Raw genomic sequence first — 287 nt, 5'->3', positions numbered from 1 at the left:
TCGGTGTGGGGCGCCTCCACCGCGAGCAGGGCCAGCCGGGAGCGGGTGCGCAGCGGGGCGGCGTCGAGTGCCCCGGACACCGAGTCCGAGTAGGCGCGCACCAGGCCCCCGGCGCCCAGCTTGATCCCCCCGAACCAGCGCACGACGACGGCGCACACGTCCGTCAGGTCGGTCCGGCCCGGCGCGGTCTCGCGCTGGAGGACGGCCTCGAGCATGGGGACGCCGGCCGTGCCGGCGGGCTCGCCGTCGTCGCTGGAGCGCATCCGGTCCCGGGCGGGGCCGAGGAC

1 protein-coding gene is annotated in these 287 nt (G+C 78.4%); it reads right to left on the bottom strand.

Annotated elements, in window-relative coordinates; all coding sequences use genetic code 11:
* On the bottom strand, window positions 1–287 hold a 287-nt coding region (locus ACFWJO_RS39295), incomplete at both ends, for an IMPACT family protein (RefSeq protein ID WP_386873041.1).

It is taken from the genome of Streptomyces sp. NPDC127092 (genome assembly GCF_042722475.1).
In the GTDB taxonomy this organism is placed as follows: domain Bacteria; phylum Actinomycetota; class Actinomycetes; order Streptomycetales; family Streptomycetaceae; genus Streptomyces.
The sequence above is the reverse complement of the archived record's forward strand: the minus strand, read 5'-3'. Positions and strand labels throughout refer to the sequence as shown.